The 18,430-nt window shown below is 67.5% G+C and carries 10 protein-coding genes; 4 read left to right on the top strand and 6 right to left on the bottom strand.

Translation table 11 applies throughout. The annotated features are described in order from the left end of the window. Positions 1-179: 179 nt before the first annotated feature. The 4 genes from AC4BCN_RS11310 to AC4BCN_RS11295 all read left to right on the top strand — a co-directional run bounded on the left by AC4BCN_RS11310 (position 180) and on the right by AC4BCN_RS11295 (position 11,957). Entirely contained in the window at positions 180-7,223 is a 7,044-nt protein-coding gene (locus tag AC4BCN_RS11310) for a hypothetical protein (RefSeq protein WP_490493316.1), read from the top strand. A 135-nt stretch (positions 7,224-7,358) separates the two neighbouring features. After that, positions 7,359-8,630: a TolC family protein gene (locus tag AC4BCN_RS11305; protein WP_490493315.1), complete on the top strand. Its 1,272-nt coding sequence runs from the start codon at positions 7,359-7,361 to the stop codon at positions 8,628-8,630. A gap of 28 nt (positions 8,631-8,658) precedes the next feature. Beyond that, the gene (locus AC4BCN_RS11300) at positions 8,659-10,791 is read left to right on the top strand and encodes an ATP-binding cassette domain-containing protein (protein WP_485879521.1); all 2,133 of its coding nucleotides are present in this window, start codon (positions 8,659-8,661) and stop codon (positions 10,789-10,791) included. Then, positions 10,788-11,957, top strand: a complete 1,170-nt coding sequence (locus AC4BCN_RS11295; RefSeq protein WP_490493314.1) for an HlyD family type I secretion periplasmic adaptor subunit — start codon at positions 10,788-10,790, stop codon at positions 11,955-11,957. The genes AC4BCN_RS11300 and AC4BCN_RS11295 overlap by 4 nt, the downstream gene beginning before the upstream one ends. Positions 11,958-11,969: 12 nt before the next feature. On the opposite strand, the gene udk is transcribed toward AC4BCN_RS11295, so the two are convergent. From udk to rnr, 6 genes are all read right to left on the bottom strand, one after another. Beyond that, entirely contained in the window at positions 11,970-12,614 is a 645-nt protein-coding gene (gene udk, locus AC4BCN_RS11290) for a uridine kinase (RefSeq protein WP_070303044.1), read from the bottom strand. Between the two features lie 59 nt (positions 12,615-12,673). After that, a complete protein-coding gene (locus AC4BCN_RS11285; RefSeq protein WP_338681705.1) occupies positions 12,674-13,177 on the bottom strand; it encodes a DUF2199 domain-containing protein in 504 nt (167 codons plus the stop codon). Between the two features lie 13 nt (positions 13,178-13,190). Further along, positions 13,191-13,901: a YceH family protein gene (locus AC4BCN_RS11280; RefSeq protein ID WP_046684714.1), complete on the bottom strand. Its 711-nt coding sequence runs from the start codon at positions 13,899-13,901 to the stop codon at positions 13,191-13,193. Between the two features lie 10 nt (positions 13,902-13,911). Continuing rightward, complete coding sequence (gene cysE, locus AC4BCN_RS11275; RefSeq protein ID WP_338681703.1) at positions 13,912-14,661, bottom strand: serine O-acetyltransferase; 750 nt, start codon at positions 14,659-14,661, stop codon at positions 13,912-13,914. Between the two features lie 194 nt (positions 14,662-14,855). Beyond that, positions 14,856-15,599 carry a 23S rRNA (guanosine(2251)-2'-O)-methyltransferase RlmB gene (gene rlmB, locus AC4BCN_RS11270; RefSeq protein ID WP_034756912.1) on the bottom strand — a complete coding sequence of 248 codons (744 nt, stop codon included), beginning with the start codon at positions 15,597-15,599 and terminating at the stop codon, positions 14,856-14,858. Positions 15,600-15,613: 14 nt separating this feature from the next. Beyond that, positions 15,614-18,175 (bottom strand): ribonuclease R, encoded by a 2,562-nt coding sequence (gene rnr, locus AC4BCN_RS11265; RefSeq protein WP_128139837.1) that lies wholly within the window; start codon positions 18,173-18,175, stop codon positions 15,614-15,616. Positions 18,176-18,430: the final 255 nt, after the last annotated feature.

The raw sequence follows: 18,430 nt of genomic DNA, 5'->3' as shown, positions 1-18,430 counted from the left end.
CTTTTGCCCCAGCGTTTTTTTCCCAATTATGTTTTACTTGCCACTATCAACATCGGAAACACCAGAGTTCAACCACGGCCCAAGCCTCGCCGGAGCAAGCAAGGAATCGCAGCAGATTATTGATTTTTTATTATTTTAGAAAATTGCACGAATACTTAACCTTTTCCGGAGACTTTCAAATGGCCACCACCCAAAATCCAGCACAAGTTCCCGTCAATGCCGAAGGCGCTGGCGCCAAGCTCGCGACGCCTGCAAAAAAAGCCGTCGACCCGAAAAACGGTGACCGCAAGCAGTATGACGAAGATGAACTGATCAAAGGGGACGATGCCAGCGCGACCATGCCGCCTGAAAATGTCGTGGAAGTCACGGGAAGCGCCGCCAGCGGCAATGCCGGCGCCGTGGGCGCGGCGGCCGCTGTGGCGGCAGCCGCCCTGGCAGCCGGTGGCAGTGGCGCGGCCACAGGCCAGGCCGGCAATAGCAGTGCCGACCTCGGCACGCCGCAAAGCGATAACAATGGTGGCGGCGCAGGCGCGACGGGCACAGGCGCCGGGGCGGCCGGCATTCCCAGCGGCAGTGTCGTGGATGTCGCCGGGGCGTCGGCTGGCGCCGGTAGCGGTGCGGGCGCGGGCGCTGCGGGCGGCCTGGGCGGACTTGGCGTGCTGGGCGCGCTCGGCGGCCTTGGCCTCGTTGCCGCAGCGGCAGGCGGTGGCGGAGGCGGTGGCGCTGCGGCTGGCGGTTCCGGCACCGGAGGCGGCACCGGTGGCGGCACGGGCACAGGCGGCACGGGTGGTACCGGAGGCGGCACCGGGACGGGCGGCACGGGCGGTACCGGTGGCACAGGCGGCTCGACCGGCGGTGGCACTGGCAATCAATCCACCACCACCGTCGTGACCGATGCAGCCGTGCTGGCCGCCGCCGCCGCCGCGGCGGCCGCCGCCAATGCCCTGGCCGATGACGCGGCGGCGGCGGCTGCAGCGGCCACGGCCGCAGCTTCGCTGGCCGCGGCAAATGCGGCCCTCCTGGCCGACCAGCTGGCGGCGCAAGCGGCCGCTGACGCTGCCGCAGCCTTGCTCGCCGCCAATAGCGCCACCAGCGACGATGCGCTGGCGGTCAGCACTGCCGCTGTCGTCCCCGGCGCACAAGCGGCCGCGACCGCCGCCACGAATGATGACAACGCTGCCGCTGCGGCGGCTGCTACCGCCGCCATATCCCAGGCTGCCGCCACCTCGGCACAAAATGACGATGCGGCTGCCGCCACGGCCGCCGCCAACGCCGCCGCCGCGCAGGCCGCCGCCGATGCGGCGCAAACGCAAGCGGACCAGACCAATGCCCCTGCCCTGCAAGCCATCGCCGATGCGGCCGACGTGGTCGCCGCCGCAGCCAACACCCAGGCAGCACTGACCGATGCGGCAGCACTTGGCGTCATTTCGGCCAATGATGCCGCCGCTGCCGCTGCCGCCACGGCGCTGGCCAATGCCACGGACGCTGCCGCGCTGGACCTGGCGGCAACCGCCGCCGCCAACACCGCCGTCTCGGCCGGCATCCAGGCCAGCTTTACCGATGCCGCTGCCCTGGCCCTCGTCTCGGATGCGGATGCCGCCGCGTCTGCCGCTGCGACCGAACTGGCCGATGTCACCGATGCCGCCGCCCTGGCTGCCGCCGCGAACGCCGCGGCCACCGCTGCGGCCGATGCAGCGACCGCTGCCAATGCCAGCGACGCCACGGCACTGGGCATTGCCGCCACCGCCGCCGCGAATGCCTCCATTGCCGCCGATGCACAGGCAAACCTCACCGATGCCGTCGCCCTGACGATGGCAGCGGACGCCGACGCCGGCGTTGCCGCCCAGGACGCCGCCATCGCCAATGCCACGGACGCCGTCGCCCTGCAAGCGGCCGCCAATGCCGCCGCGACGAACGCCGCCAATGCCCAGACGCAAGCGAACATGACGGACGCGCCCACCCTGGGCCTGATCGCCGATGCCGCCACTCTGGCGTCGGACGCGGCGCAACTGCAGGCCGGCTTGACGGATGCGGCTGCGCTGGCCCTGATTTCCGATGCCGACGCTGCCACGGCGGCCGCCGCCGCCCTGGCCGCCAGTAGCGATGCCGCCGCGCTCGACGCCGCCGCCGCCCTTGCCGCCACTGTGGCGGCCAACGCCGTCGTCACAGCCAGCCTGAGCGACGCGGCAGCCCTGCAAATCACGGCCGATGCGGCCGCCAATACCGCCATCGCCGCCGCCGCGCAGGCAGCATTGACGGACGCGGCCGCCCTGCAAGTGGTTTCCGACGCCGATGCGGCCGCCGCGCTGGCCGCGCAAACGACGGCCAACCAGACGGATGCGGCGGCCCTGGCCGCTGCCGACGCAGCCGCAGCCAGCGATGCCGCCAATGCCCAGACAGTGGCCGACCAGACCGATGTCGTCGCCCTGCAGCAAGCGGCCGACCAGGCCGATGCCGACGCGGCGGCCGCCAATGCGCAAGCCAGCTTGCTGGACGTCAACGTTGCACTCAACGCCTTCAACCTCGCCAACCTCGCCGCCCTGGCCGCCAACGTGACGGCCGGCGAGACCAGCGTGCTCGATCTGACGGCCACCGTCAATGCCTTGCAGACCGATGCCGATAACGCCGAAATCACTGCCAGCCTGACGGATACCATCACCCTTGCAGCGACCGCCACCACCGACGCGGCGGCGGCAGCCGCCTTGCAAGTGACAGCCAACCTGACCGATGCAGTAGCGCTCGTCACTGCGGCGGCCGCTGCCGTCTCGGCGGCAGAAGCCGCTGCCGCCCTTGGCGGGATCGATATCTCGGCAGTGAGTGCCGCCGCGGCCGCGCAAGCCGCCGCCACCGCCGCCGCCGCCACGGCCGCACTGACCGATGCCGGCGCGCTGGGGCTCATTTCCACCACCGACGCCGCCGCTGAACTTGCCGCGCAAACGGCTGTCAACACCTTGACGGCTGCCAATACGCTGGCGCAAAACGCGCTGACGGCGGCACAATCAGTTGCCAACCTGACCGACGCCGTGGCATTGGGCCTGGTCTCTTCCGCAGCCGACGCGGCGGCAGCCTTGGCCGTCACGACGGCGGGCCAGACCGATGCCACCACGCTGAGCCTCATCTCGAATGCCGATGCGCTGGTCGCCTCCTCGGCCGCCAGCCTGGCGGCGCTGACGGACGCCGCGGCCCTGGGCTTGATCTCGACCGCCGACGCCACCGTGGCCGCCACCCTGCAGGCAACGGCCGACCTGACGGACGCCGCCGCCCTGGGCCTGCTCGCCACGGCCGCCGCAGCCGCCGCCAATACGGCGACGAATGTTGCCAACCTGACCGATGCCGTGGCCCTGGGCACCGTCTCGGCGGCCGCCACAACCGCCGCCAATACGGCGGCCTCCACCGCCGCGCTGACGGACGCCACGGCACTGGGCCTGGTCGCGACGGCCGATGCGGCTGCCGCTGCCGCCCTGCAAACGACGGCCAACCTGACCGACGCCGTGGCATTGGGCCTCGTCTCGACGGCCGCCAACACGGCCGCCAGCACCGCCGCCGCTGTTGCCAACCTGACCGATGCGGTGGCCCTGGGCACCGTGTCGACGGCCGCCACGGGTGCCGCCAACACAGCTGCCGCCACCGCCGCACTGACGGACGCCGTCGCCCTGGGCCTGGTAGCGACCGTTGACGCCGCTGCCGCCACGGCAGCACAGACGACAGCCAACCTGACGGACGCCGTCGCCCTGGGCCTGGCTGCGACCGTCAATGCCACCGCCGCCACGGCCGCTGCCACCGTCGCCGGCCTCACGGATGCCGTCCTGCTCGGTACCGCCCACACGCTCAACGTCACGGCCGCCACCGTGGCGGCCACCAAGGCCGCCCTGACGGATGCAGCCGCACTGACCACCATCGCCAACACCGACGCCGCGAATGCGGCCGCCCTGGCCGCTTATTCAGCAGCCCATCCATTAAACGTGACGGCAGCGCTGGCGGCCACGGTCGCCGCCACCACGGCATCCTTGTCGCTCGCCGCCGCGCAATCGGCACAGGCCGATGATGCGGCGGCCGCTTCAACAGCAGCCGCGGCGGCGGCATCCCTGACCACCCTGAACAATGCGCTCGCGGCCGACAGTGCCGCCACCGCCGCCGCCACCCTGGCCCTGACTTCCCAGGCGGCGGCCACGGCGGCGGCGCTGGACGCCACGCTCGCKGCGCTGGACGCACGCGTCGCGGCCAGCKMGCTGGCCGCGGCACAGGCGGCGCAGGCGGCCGATGCCGCCGCCGCCGCAACGGCAGCAACAGCGGCCAATGCCCTGGCCGCCCTGAATACGGCCTTGCAGGCGGACGCGAATGCGGCCGCCACGGCCGCTGCCGCCGTGACGGCAAGCGCGGCCGCTGCCACCGCCGTCGCCGACGATCTGGCCGCTGCAACGGCCGCCACCGTTGCCAGCGTCTCGCAAGCGGCCGAGCAGGCGGCACAACTGGCCGACAACGCCGCCGCCAGCGCCGCTACCATCGCCGCCAACGCGCTGGCCGCCCTGAATGCGGCCCTGGCCGACGATGCGGCGGCCGCTGCGGCTGCGCTGAACGCTACCAATGCAACGGCCGCCGCCGTTGCCGCCACCGCCGCCGACACGGCCGCTGCGGCGGCCGCCGCCATTGCTGCCATCTCGGCCGCCGCCACGCAGCACGCGCAAGCGGACGATATTGCCGCTGCCACTGCCGCCCTCACGGCATCGATCTCGCTGGCCGCCACGCAGGCCGCCCTGGCCGCCGATGCCGCCGTTGGAACGACTGCGGCAGCGGCAGCGAGCGCACTGGCCGCGCTGAACCAGGCGCTGAACGACGACAGCCTCGCCGCTACGGCAGCCACGGCAGCGGCCAACGCGCAAACGGCCCTGAATGACGCCACGACCGCACTCAACGCGGCGATAGTGACGGCCAGCGCTTCGCTCGCTGCCGCCAATGCCGCAGCGGCCGACGACGCCACGGCGGCAAGCACGGCAGCGGCCGCGGCCGCGGCACAGCTTCTTTCCGACGCGGCGCTGGCGGCCGATAGCGCGCTGGCCACCCTCGCCACGGCGGCCAACAACGCACTGAACGCGGCCAGCCTGGCCCTGGCCGCCGACGATGCGGCCGCCAATGCCGCGCACACGGCCGCCCTCTCCGCGGCGGCTGCGCTGGCGGCGCAATTGACCGACACGGCAGCCGCCAATGCCCAGATCGCGCTCAACGTGGCCATCGCCAATCTGACTGCAGCCGTCACGGCCGATGTCAATGCCACGGATGCGGACAATGACAAGACCCTGAAACTGAACCTCCTCCTTGCCGCCCAGAGTGCGGCCGATGACGCGGCCCAGGCCAATGCCAATGCGGCTGCCGCCCATGCGGCGCTGGCGGCGGCCCAGGCGGACGATGCGGCGGCAGCCACCGCTGCCGCCAATGCGGTTGCCGCGCATGCAGCGGCCGTCGCGGCGCAAAACGCCGATGCCGCTGCGGCAGCGGCAGCCGCGCAAGCGGCCATTTCCCTGGCCGCCACTCTCAATGCCCAGGCGGACGACGCCACCGCGGCAGCAGCCGCCACAGCCGCCGCCAATGCGCAACTGGCGCTCGATGCAGCGCTGGCAGCCGACGCCGACGTCGCCGCCACGGCCGCCGCGGCAGCGGCAGCCCAGTTGGCGGCGCAAAACGCGCATGACGCCGATGTTGCGGCAGCGGCAGCAGCCGTTGCGGCTGCCATCACCCTGGCCGCCACGCAGGCGGCGCAGGCCGATGACGCGGCTGCCGCGCTGGCGGCTGCCAACGCCGCCAACGCCCAGGCGGCGCACGATGCCGCCGTCGCCGACGACCAGGCCGCCGCCKRKGCCGCCGCAACCGCCGCGCTGGCGCAAGCGGCTGCCACGGCAGCGGCAGCCGCCGATGCTGCCGCCACCGCCAGCGCCGCAGCAGCGGCGGCATCGCTGCTTGCAGCCCAGGCGGCGCAGGCCGATGACACGGCCGCCAACCAGGCAGCGGCCAATGCCGCTGCCGCCACCGCCGCGCACACGGCCGCCATCGCCGCCGACGCGCTGGCCGTCAGCACGGCGGCAACGGCGGCCAGCGCACTGGCAGCGGCCACGGCAGCGCAGAACGACGATGATGCGGCCGCGGCCGCAGCGGCCCAGGCCGCAGCCTCGCTGGCAATCACCCAGGCGGCGCAGGCCGACGATGCGGCGGCAGCGGCGGCCACCGTCAACGCCAATAATGCGATAGCAGCGGCAGCGGCAGCCCATGCGGCCGATGCGGCCGCGCCGCTGGCGCAGGCGCAGGCCGCGGCCTCGCTGCTGGCCCTGCAAGCGGCACAAGCCGACGATGCGGCCGCCGCCAGCGCGGCAGCGGCTGCGGCGCAAGCGCATGCCAATGCGGATGCCGCGCAGGCGGACGACGCGGCGGCAGCTCAGGCCAATGCCGATGCGCAGGCAGCCGATGCCGCCCTGGTGCAAGCAAACGCCATCGCCGCGCAAACCGACGCCAGCGCCCTGGCCGTCGTGGCGAATGCGGATGCGGCCAACGCCGCCGCCGTGCAAGCCATCGCCGACCAGACCGATGCCGTGGCCCTCACGCAGGCCGCCGATGCGGCAACGGCAGCGGCGCTGGCAGCGGCGCAGGCAGCGGCCCTGACGGACGCCAGCGCCCTGCAACTGGCAGCCGACGCGGCCGCGGCCGCCGCCCTGCAGGCCCAGGCACAGGCCGATCTGACGGACGCTGGCTCTCTGACGGTGGCGGCGAATGCCGATGCCGCGGCGGCAGCGGCGGCCCAGGCCCAGGCCGACCTGACGGACGCGAGCCAGCTGTTCGTGCTGAGCCAGAATGCCCTGCACAACCCGCTGACGGTGGCCGACTTCAGCACGGGCTTGCCGGCCGCCGGCGGCGACGTGATCGACATGTCGGCCATCGCCGACCTGACGGCATCGGTGGCCGTGGGCGTCAACGTGAGCACGGACTTTGGCAACAACAACCTGTTCATCTTCGACGGCACGTCCGTGTCGATCGGCGCGGCGGCCAGCGCCATCGCGGCCGACGACAGCGTCTTGTCGGGACAGGGCTACATCGTCATCGCCGATGCGCAAAACAGCGGCGCCGTGACCGTGTATCACTCGACTGACCTGAGCAACGCCAACGCCATCGACACGGCGCTGGTGCTGCTCAGCGGCGTGAACATCACGCAGTTGACGGGCGCCAACTTCGTCGTCTGAAGCAGTCCACCCACGCCAGGCGCCGCGCCTGGCACGGCAGCGGGAGCGTGCGGCAGCGCGCTCCCGCCCCTACCTTGAAATGCGTCAGGCCTGGTGCCGGAAAAATACGGGATGAGATTACGCGGTTCCCCAGCCTTGTTTTCACTGCCACGCATCGCGGCCGTACTGGCGGCCATGGCCATGGCATCCATCAACTCTTTCGCCCAGGCCCAGGGCAGCACCGCCTGGAGCTTCGACCAGGTCTTGCAGCAAGCGCTGCAAAGCCATCCCGCCGTGCAGGGCAAACGTTCGGCGCAGGCGGCCGCGCGCGCCGACCTCGATGGCGCGCAGTGGCAGCGCTTCCCCAGCCTGTCGGCCGAAGTCCCCACCGGTTCGCAGGAAACGGGCGGCGTGGTGCGCATCGAGCAGCCGCTGTGGAGCGGCGGGCGCATCGACGCCGGCATCGATGCGGCCGGCAGCCGGGTCGACGCGGCCGGCGCGGCCATCGAGGAAGAACGCCTGACCCTCTCGCTGCGCGTGATCGCCGCCTACACGGAAGCGCTGCGCCAGACAGCGCGCATGCGCTCGGCCGAAGACGGCCTGGCCGAGCACCAGCGCCTGCTCGACATGATCAAGCGCCGCGTGGCGCAGTCGGTCAGTTCGCAAACGGACCAGCGCCTGGCCGAATCGCGCGCCTACCAGGCGGCCAACGACGTGTCGAATGCGCGCCAGGCGCAGGAAAACGCGCTGGCGCAGCTGTCGCAGCTGACCGGCAAACCCGTGCGCCTCGTCACCGCCGCCGGCATCGGCGTGGGCGAACCGCTGCCCGACGCCAGCCTGGAACGGGTCATGCGCCAGGCCATCGGCTACTCCCCCACCCTGCAGCGCCTCGATTTCGAGGCGCAGGCAGCCGACTCCGAGATCACCATGCAGCGCTCGGCCTACATGCCGAAGGTGGTGCTGCGCATGGAAAAGCCCACGGGCGGCGGCATCAATGCGGACAACCGCGCGCGCGCCATGCTGGTGCTGCAGGCGCAGCCGGGCGCCGGCTTGTCGGCCAAGGCCGGCGTGGACGCGGCCGTGGCACGGCGCGAAGGCGCGCGCGCCGCGCACGATGCGGCCGAGCGCGACGTGCGCGAGCGTTTCACCCTGGACTGGAACGAGGCCGAAGCGAGCCGCCAGCGCCTGGACAATGCGGGCGAGGCCAGCACCACCTCGACGCAGGTATTCGAATCGTATGCGCGCCAGTACGTGATCGGCCGCAAGAGCTGGAACGACGTGCTCAACGCCGTGCGCGAAGCGACCCAGGCGCGGTTTTCGCTGGAAGACACGCGCGCGCAGGCGATTGCCGCCAGCCTGCGCCTGGCCGCGCAGACGGGCACCCTGGCCGGGCGCACGGCGCCGCCGGGCCTGGCGCGCGCGAATTGACACCGACATGATGCACACAGGAGACAGCGTGGATAACTCCATCAAACATGGCTTGCTGACACTCGTCGAACGGGCCGCCCGCCTGACAGGCCAGCATCTGGCGGCTGCGCGCCTGGCCGACCTGCAGCGCCAGCTCGAAGATATCGACGACAGCGGCGCGCCCGCCATGGTGCTTACCGCCATCTGGCAGGCGGCCGGGCTGGAAGGCGCGGCGCGCCCGCTGCACGAGCCCACGCCAGGCGAGCTGCCGTTCGCTGTCTACAGCGCCAGCACGGGCTGGGGCTTGCTGCAGTCGCGCGGCGCCGACGGCGCCTGGCGCGGCGAAGGCATCGACGGGCGCGCCCTGCAACTGGCCTCGCTGGCAGGCCTCGCATGCGTGGGCCTGCCGCGCCGCAGCGAAAAAAGCGATGCCCGCCCCGGCGCGCTAAGCCTGGTGCGCAAGGCCCTGTGGCTGAAGAAAAGCGTGTTCGTCGATGCCGTGCTGGCCACCGCGCTGGTGACCCTGCTGACCATGGCCACCTCGCTGTTTTCCATGCAGGTGTACGACCGCGTGATCCCGAACCAGAGCTTCAGCACCCTGTGGGTGCTGGTGGTGGGCGTGGCCCTGTCGATCGGCCTGGAATTCATCCTCAAGCAGGTGCGCAGCCGCATCGTTGACCACTCATGCAATGACGTCGACCATGAATTGTCCGAATGGTTTTTCCAGCGCATGCTGGGCATCCGCATGGAGGCGCGCCCCGCTTCCGTCGGCACCCTGGCGGCGCAAGTGAAGGGCTTTGAAATGGTGCGAGGCGTACTGACGTCGACCTCGCTGTTCGTGCTGACGGACGTGCCCTTCGCCCTGATTTTCCTCGGCATGATCACCATCATCGGCGGCTGGCTCGTGGTGGTGCCGCTGGTGGCCCTGCCGCTGGCTCTCGTGTGCGGGCTGATGTTCCAGCGCGCCATCCAGAGCCATACGCGCAAGAACCTCAACGCCAGCAACCGCAAGGCGGGCTTGCTGGTCGAAGCCGTCGATGGCGTGGAAACGCTCAAGGGCAGCAGCGCCGAATGGATGATGCAGGCGCGCTGGGCAGAACTGGTGGCCGAAACGAGCCACGCGGAACAGAATATCCGCGACTATGCTGCCCTGTCGCAAAACATCACGGCCGCCTTCCAGCAGCTGACCAACGTGGCGCTGATCTCCATGGGCGCGTGGTTCGTGGCCGAGAACCAGATGACCATGGGCGCCCTGATGGCGTGCACCATCATCAGCAACCGCGCGCTGATGCCCATCGTGCAGCTGCCCGCCGTGATGGTGCAGTGGGCGCACGCGCGCGCCTCGATCGACGGCCTGGAACAGGTCATCAGCCTGCCCAACGAAGCCGACACCGCGCAGTTCGCGCTGACGCCGCGCAGTCTCGACACGGGGTTGCGCTTCGAGCGCATCCGCTTTACGTATGGCGGCGCGCAAAAGGTGGCGCTGGAAGTGGAAAACCTGGCCATCCGCCCCGGCGAACGGGTCGGCCTGGTGGGCGCCATCGGCTCGGGCAAGAGCACCCTGCTGAAGCTGGCCTCGGGCCTGTACCAGCCGGCCGAGGGCAAGGTGTACCTGGGCGACGTCGACATGGCCCTGCTGGCGCCGGCAGTGGTGCGCGAAATGGTCGGCTACCTGCCGCAGGAAACGCGGCTGTTCAGCGGCACCCTGCGCGACAACCTGTTATTGGGACTGGCCGACCCGGGCGAGGAAGCGATCCTGGCGGCGGCCAGGCGCACGGGCCTGATCGAGCTGATACTGGGCCAGCCAAGGGGCCTGGCACTGGGCATCACCGAAGGCGGGCGCGGCGTGTCTGGCGGCCAGCGGCAATTGATCGCCGTCACGCGCCTGCTGCTGGCCAAGCCGCGCATCTGGCTGCTCGATGAACCGACGGGCGCCATGGATGCGAAGACGGAGGCGCGCATCGTGGGACTGTTGGGAGAACTGGCGGCCGAAGGCGTGACCATGGTCGCCACCACGCACAAGAACGCCCTCTTGCCCCTGCTCGACCGCCTGGTGGTGCTGCAGGCGGGACGGGCGCTGCTCGACGGCCCGCGCGACTTTGTCCTGGCCAAGCTGTCGGGCAAGCCGCAGGCCGTGCCCAGTTCCGCAACGGCGCCGGTAGCGCAAGGAGCCGTCGCATGAAACTGGCCAAGGTCGAAGCGAAAGAGGAAGCGAAACGGGGACGGGTGCTGATCTGGAGCTGCACGGCGGCCCTGGCAGGTATCATCGCCTGGGCTTCGTGGGCGGAGCTGGACCAGGTCACGCGCGCCAACGGCCAGGTGATCGCCAGTTCGCGCAACCAGATCATCCAGGTGGCCGATGGCGGCGTGCTGGCCGAACTGCGCGTGCACGAAGGCAGCATGGTAAAAAAAGGAGCATTGCTGGCGCGCTTCGACCGCACGCGGGCCGAGACGAGCTACCTGGAAAGCACGGCCAAGGCGGCCGGCCTGAAGGCGGCCGTGGCGCGCCTGCAGGCCGAGGTGTTTGGCGGCGCGCCCAAGTTCCCGCCCGAACTGCAGGCGTTTCCGGAATTTCGCGCCAACCAGCTGGCCCTGTTCAGCAAGCGCCAGGGCGCCGTGCAAGCGGAGGTGGGCTCGCTGGAAAGCGCCATGAAGCTGATCAAGGAAGAACTGGAAATGAATCTGCCGCTGCTGGAAACGGGAGACGTCAGCCGCGCCGAAGTGCTGAAACTGCGGCGGCAAGTGGTCGACATCCAGGCGCAGATCACCAACCGGCGCAACAAATATCTGCAGGATAGCCAGACGGACCTGGTGAAGGCCCAGGAAGACCTGGCCGGCGTGCTGCAGACGGTCACGCAGCGCAAGGAGCAGCTGGGCTCGACGGATATCTATGCGCCCACGGACGGCATCGTGCGCAACGTGCGCCTTACTACCCTGGGCGGCGTGGCCAAGCCGGGCGAGGAAATCCTGCAGCTCGTGCCGACGGACGATGACCTGATCATCGAGGCGAAAGTCAAACCGGCCGACATCGCCTTCATCAAGCCCGGCCTGCCCACGGCCGTGAAACTCGACGCCTACGACTACGGCATCTACGGACGCCTGCGCGGCACCGTCAGCTACATCAGCGCCGACACATTAAATGAAGACAACAAGGGCAACGAGCAGCCCTACTACCGCGTGCAGATCAAGACCAGCGGGCGCAATCTGATGGGCAAGAATGGCGAGCCTATCCTGATCCAGCCCGGCATGACGGCCACCGTGGAAATCAACACGGGCCGCAAGACGGTCTTGCGCTACCTGACGAAACCGATCACCAAGACGTTCTCGGAATCGATGGGAGAGCGGTAAGCTGGCGGGCTGTTAACCGGCAGGCTTCAGGCGGCCGATGACGCTGGCCACCTTGGCCGTGATCATGTCGACCGCGGGGCCGTTGGCGCCATGCGGCAAGATGACATCGGCATTGCGCTTGGTCGGCTCGATGAATTGCTTGTGCATCGGGCGTACCGTTTCCAGATACTGCTCGATGACGCTTTCCACCGAGCGGCCGCGTTCCGTGATATCGCGTTGCATGCGGCGGATGAAGCGCACGTCGGAAGCCGTGTCGACAAAGATCTTCAGCGACATCATGTTGCGCAAGTCTTCGTCATACAAGGCAAACAGGCCTTCGATCACGATCACGGGCGCCGGCTTGACGGGGATGGTCCGGTTGGAGCGGTTGTGCAGCGTGAAGTCGTACTCGGGCATCTCGATCGCTTCGCCATTGCGCAAGGCCTGGATGTGCTGCACCAGCAATGGCCACTCGAACGCCTGCGGATGGTCGTAATTCTGCTGGCGCCGGACTTCAGGGGAAAGATGGGTTTGGTCGCAGTAGTAGTCGTCCTGCATCACGACCGAGACCATGTCGGCACCGAAAGACGCGAGCACTTGTTGGGATACGGTGGACTTGCCACTGCCGCTTCCGCCAGCGACACCAATAACAAACGGTTGGAAGGAAATATTATTCATGCCGAATGATACCGGAAACGGGGCCGGACTGACAGGGAACGGCGGCAAAGCCGGGCCTGTCACGCGGCAGGCACAAGCCGCGCATACAGCTCGGCCACCCGCTCTGCCGTGATGCCGTCGCGCTGTTCGATGGCCAGCGGATGCTCCGTCGGCTCCAGCTCGATGGATGGGCGCACGCCATCGTCGCGCAGGTGGACGCGGGTTTTCAGGTTCAGGGTATCCGGGTACACGGGCAGCTGAGTGCTGAGCCAGCCGAAGAAGGGGCCGATGTGCGCCCGCTGCGCGTCATTGAAGCAGGCATCCCAGGAGTCGAAGCTCTCGCCGCTCAAGGACACCCACACGCCCCAGCTGAACGGCTCATCCGAGCCATGCACGGGGATGTCGATGGTGGCGCGCACGAAACAGTGTTCTTCGTCGACGATGCAGGCGTCGCTGTCGAGCTGGCAGCGCGCTTCGCGCTCGGCCGGCGCCATCTGCTCATACAGCCACGGCGCATCGGCGCCGAAGCTGGGCATGCCCGTGTGGGTTTCGCCGCAGGAGCGGCACAGGAAGGAAAAAGTCATGCGTGCAGTGACGTTATTCGAACTGCTTGCGGAACGCCTCGAACTGCGCCGCCAGGCCATCGAAGTCGCTGCGCAGCTGCAGCACTTCCTGTTCCAGCTGCGCGACGCGACTGCCCTGTTGCGGCGCGCTGACGGCGCCGGCGTAGCCCGCCGCCGTCTCGATCTGCGCCAGCGCCTCTTCACCACCCAGCAAGTGTCCGTAGCGCGGTTCCTTGGCGCCAGGCGCGACGGCCAGCTTGGCCACCAGCGGCGGGTATTTGTCGATCAAAAATTGCAGGCCGGATTCCACTTCCGCCACGGACTTGAATTCATGCACCCTGCCGCTGCGGCTGCGGATTTCGCCCGCTGTCTGCAAGCCGCGCAGCATCAAGATCGTCAGGATGGCCAGCTTGTCCTGTTCCAGCGACCACTTGATGCGCATGCGGTGTTCGTACTTGGCGACCCGGGCGCCCGCCTGCGTGATGCCATTGACGAACTTGCGCTGCATCAGGCGCTGCAGCACGTCGTAGACGGTTTCCTCGGACAGGGCCATGACGGGGTCGCGGCTCGATAGCTGGTTGCAGCCGTTCGTCAGCGCGTTGAGCGAGAGCGGATAGCTGTCCGGCGTCAGCGCTTCCTTTTCGGCCAGCACGGCCAGCACGCGGATCTCGAAAGGGTCGAGCAGATTCGGATTGTCAGTGCTTTTTTCTGCTGCGTTTTCAGCTATGTTTGCGTCTGTAGTCATGCCTGTATCCTTAATCAACCAGCTTGTTCATTTGCTCGGAATCGAATTTATCACACTCGGGCACAGCCTGGCAGCAGATACCGGCCGCCTTCAGCGTGGCGAGGATGGTTTCGATGCGCTGTTCCTGTGCCACGGCATGCGTGATCAAGCCTTGCAGGGCTTTCGACAGCGGATCGTCGCCGTTGGGCGTGACGCCATACGCGGCGAACAAATGGGCCGTGCTGCCTTCGCGCAGGGCGCTGACATCCTTTTGCACGATGTGCGCGGGGTTGCCGACGGCCGTCGCGCCGGACGGCACGGGTTTCAACAGCACGGCGTTCGAACCCACCTTGGCGTACTCGCCCACCGTGAAGCTGCCCAGCACCTGCGCGCCGGCGCCGACGATGACGCCGCGCTCGAGGGTCGGATGGCGCTTGGCGCCGCTGTGCAGCGAGGTGCCGCCCAGAGTCACGCCCTGGTAGATGGTGCAGTCGTCGCCGACGATGGCCGTCTCGCCGATCACCACGCCGAAGCCATGGTCGATGAAGACGCGCCGGCCGATGACCGCGCCCGGATGGATCTCGATGCCCGTGATGATCCGGGCGATATAGGAAATGAAGCGCCCCACCCACTTCATGCGCCGCGTCCAGCACCAGTGCGCCCAGCCATGCATGACGATGGCGTGCAAGCCCGGATAACAGGTCAGCACCTCCCAGCCATTGCGGGCGGCCGGGTCACGTTCAATGATGCTGTTGATGTCTTCGCGCAGGTGGTGGAACATAATGAAAATGGATAAGGTGGAACGCAAATGGTAGCGTATTCGGCGGCGTGCTGCCGGAGAGGCAGATAAACAACCGCCGCCTCAAGGGCGGCGGCTGATTTTCTGGAAGCGTTACAAAACGTTCAGGGCAAGGCGCATTGCCGAAGACAGTACGAATGTACGGCGAGGCAATGCAACGCCGCCATGGACGTTTTTTATGCTTCTAAAGCGATGCGCTGGCGGCGGGCTTCGTAGAGACATACACCAGAAGCGACCGACACATTCAAGCTCTCGACGGAGCCGAACATCGGGATGCTGACGAGGATGTCGCAGGTGTCGCGCGTCAAACGGCGCATGCCTTCGCCTTCGGAACCCATGACGAGAGCCGTCGGGCCCGTGAAATCGGCTTCGTACAAGCCTTTTTCGCCGTCGTCCGAGGTGCCGATCAGCCAGATGCCGCGCTCTTTCAGTTCACGCATGGTGCGCGCCAGATTCGTCACCGTGATGTACGGGACGGTTTCGGCGGCGCCGCTGGCGACCTTGGCGGCCGTGGCGTTCAAGCCCACGGCGCGGTCCTTCGGCACGATGACGGCATGTGCGCCGACGCCATCGGCCACGCGCAGGCAGGCGCCCAGGTTATGCGGGTCGGTGATGCCGTCGAGTATCAACAGCAGCGGCGGGCCGTCGATGGCGTCCAGCAGCTCATCGAGATTGCGCGCCAGCGACAGTTGCGAGGCAAACGCGATCACGCCCTGGTGACGGCGCGTGCCGACGATCTTGTCCAGACGCGACGAGTCGACGGGCATGACGCGCACGTTGGCAGCCTTGGCGGCGGCGATCATGTCCTTCATGCGGCCGTCGACGCGGCTGGCATCGACGAAAATTTCTTCCACGGACGACGCTTCATGACGCAGACGCGAGGTGACGGCGTGGAAGCCGAAAATCATTTTATTCTTCATTATCTATCTATCGCTTATCGCTTGTTCTTGCTTGATTTTGATACAGTTTTTGCTGCACGTGGTGCCGCCGCAGCGGGTGCCGCGGCTGGTTTCTTGCTGCGCTTCGGCGCGGCGGCCTTGGGGGCTGCCGCCTTGGGGGCTTCCTTGGCTGCAGGCTTGGCTTGCGCCTTGGCGCCGTTGGAACGGCCGCCGGAACCCTTGCCGGGTTTGCCACCATTGTTGCCGCCGGTGTTGACGCTGGCCTTGATCTCGTGGCGCTGCTCGGTCGCGGGACCGGGCTTGACCATCGATTTCTTTTCGCCCTTGCGCTTGCCGCCAGCTTGCTTGGCTGGCGCATCTTCGCCCGCCAGTTCCGCATCGGTGACCAGGCGCAGGTCGATCTTGCGCGTTTCCAGGTCGACACGCGCCACTTGCACCGTCAGACGGTCGGTCAGCTGGTAGCGCTTGCCCGTACGTTCGCCGCGCAATTCATGGCGCGCATCGTCGTACTGGAAGTAGTCGGTGCCCAGCTCGGTGACGTGCACCAGGCCTTCGACAAACAGGGTGTCGAGCTGCACGAAGACGCCGAAGGTGGTCACGCCGGTGATCGTGCCGGTAAACTCTTCGCCCAGCTTGTCCTGCATGAAGTAGCACTTCAGCCATGCTTCCACGTCGCGCGATGCTTCGTCAGCGCGGCGCTCGTTGGCCGAGCAATGCACGCCCAGCGCGTCCCAGATCGTCAGATCCGTCTTCTTCGGCTTGCCGTCGGCCTTGTCCTTCGCCTGCTGCTTGCGCGTGGCGTTCGACACGTTCGTGTTCAGCACAACCTTGTCGGACAGTTTCGGCTCGTATTTCTTGCCTTGCAAGATGGCCTTGATGGCGCGGTGCGTCAGCAGGTCGGGATAGCGGCGGATCGGGCTGGTGAAGTGGGCATACGCCTCGTACGCCAGGCCGAAGTGGCCGATATTGTCCGGGCTGTAGACGGCTTGCTGCATCGAACGCAGCAGCATCGTTTGCAGCAGGGCCGCGTCGGGACGCTCCTTGATCTGCTGCATCAGGGTCTGGTAATCGGATGCCGATGGCGTGTCGCCGCCCGTCAGGTTCAGGCCAACCTGTTTCAGGAAAGTGCGCACTTGCGTGAGCTTTTCCTTGGTCGGGCTGGCGTGGATGCGGTAGGTGCCTGGGTGCTTGTTACGCAGCAACAGATCGGCCGCGCAGACATTGGCCGCCAGCATGCACTCTTCGATGATCTTGTGCGCTTCGTTGCGCGTGCGGGGAATGATCTTTTCGATCTTGCCCGCGCTATTGCAGACGATATACGTTTCCGTCGTCTCGAAGTCGATGGCGCCCCGCTCCGTGCGCGCTTTCAGCAAGGCGCGGTAGACGGCTTCCAGATTTTGCAGGTGCGGCAGGATCTCCGCGCGGCGTGCCGCTTCGGGTCCCTTGGTGTTGCCCAGCACGGCAGCGACTTCGTCATACGTGAGGCGCGCGGCAGAATGGATGACGGCCGGGTAGAACTGGTAAGCCTTCAGCTCGCCCTTGTCGCTGACGACGGCGTCGCAGACGAGGGTCAAACGGTCGACGGCCGGGTTCAGCGAGCACAGGCCGTTCGACAGTTTTTCCGGCAGCATCGGGATCACGCGGCGCGGAAAGTAGACGGACGTGCTGCGCTCGAGCGCGTCAATATCGAGCGCGTCGTTCGGTTTCACGTAATGGCTGACGTCGGCAATCGCCACGATCAGGCGGAAGCAGTTGGCGCGGCCGATCTTGACGGGCTCGCAATACACGGCATCGTCGAAATCGCGCGCGTCCTCGCCATCGATGGTCACCAAAGGCACGTCGCGCAGGTCGACCCGGTCTTTCAGGTCGGCGGCGCGCACTTCGAACGGCAGCTTTTCAGCTTGCTTGAGGGCGGCGGCGGAAAAGATGTGCGGCACGTTGAATTTGCGCACGGCAATTTCGATTTCCATGCCGGGATCATCCAAAGCGCCCAGCACTTCGACGATCTTGCCGACCGGCTGCTTGAAGCGCATCGGTTGCTCGGTCAGCTCGACGCTGACGATCTGGCCGGCTTTTGCCTTGCCCACCGAACCGGTGACGAGAATATCCTGGCCGATGCGCTGGTCTTCCGGCGCCACGACCCAGGTACCGTTTTCCTGGATCAGACGGCCGATGACGTGGGTATTGGCGCGGTAGGTGACTTCGACGATCGTGCCTTCCGGGCGGCCGCGGCGGTCCGTGCCGACGATGCGGGCCATGACCTTGTCGCCATGCAGTACTTTCTGCATTTCTTTCTCAGGCAGGAACAGGTCGGCGCTGGCGTCATCGGGAATGACAAAGCCGAAGCCATCGCGGTGGCTGGTGACGCGACCGGCGACAAGCGCGCTCTGGTCGGCCAGGCTGAAAACACCGCTGGCGTCAGACTTGAGCTGGCCGTCGCGCTCCATCGCCTTCAGGCGACGGACCAGGACATCCATGGAATCGGCATGCACTTGCAGCGTTTTCCCGAGAGACTGCGGGTCGAGAGGCGCGTTGACGCTGCGGAATATGCCGAGAATGTCCTCCCGGCTGGGGATGGTGTGGGTATTTTGGCTCAAAAGTATTTCTATAGTTGTTATTGACAGTGATCAAACGGAAGACAAAGACCGATGACATCACCGTCAATATTGACACGGTGATGTCCGGTAGTGTACCGGAGGACGCCTTGGTTTGCCTAACGGACAGCGTAGCGGAAACCGAACAAGTGCCCCGCCGATGAAAAAAAGCAGAAAAGCTGCGCAATGCATTTGACTTCGGCAAATATTGCTCTATAATCTCGGTCTCTTGCAGCGACAAACCTTCACGGGAATGCA

This window comes from Janthinobacterium sp. Bl 1 (genome assembly GCF_058215535.1).
The sequence above is the reverse complement of the archived record's forward strand: the minus strand, read 5'-3'. Positions and strand labels throughout refer to the sequence as shown.